The following is a 238-nucleotide window of genomic DNA, read 5'->3' as shown; positions in this document are numbered from 1 at the left end:
AAAGAGAAGCTGTGTTATGTTGGGTACAACATTGAACAAGAACAAAAGCTGGCCTTGGAAACAACTGTTCTTCTCCAAGAGTACAAACTTCCAGATGGACGAATCGTGAAAGTGAGTGGCGAGAGATTTGAGGCTCCTGAAGCTCTATTCCAGCCCCACCTCATCAACATTGAAGGAGTTGGTGTGGCAGAGCTTCTGTTTAACACTATACAAGCTGCAGACATTGACACTAGAGCAG

At 45.0% G+C, this 238-nt stretch carries 1 protein-coding gene; it reads left to right on the top strand.

Annotated features, from left to right (window positions below; all coding sequences use genetic code 11):
* Positions 1-238 (top strand): hypothetical protein (locus ACYQ78_RS40090; protein WP_459806234.1); only part of this gene is annotated, 238 nt, incomplete at both ends.

The sequence above is a fragment of the Herbidospora sp. RD11066 genome, from assembly GCF_054661255.1.
The sequence above is the reverse complement of the archived record's forward strand: the minus strand, read 5'-3'. Positions and strand labels throughout refer to the sequence as shown.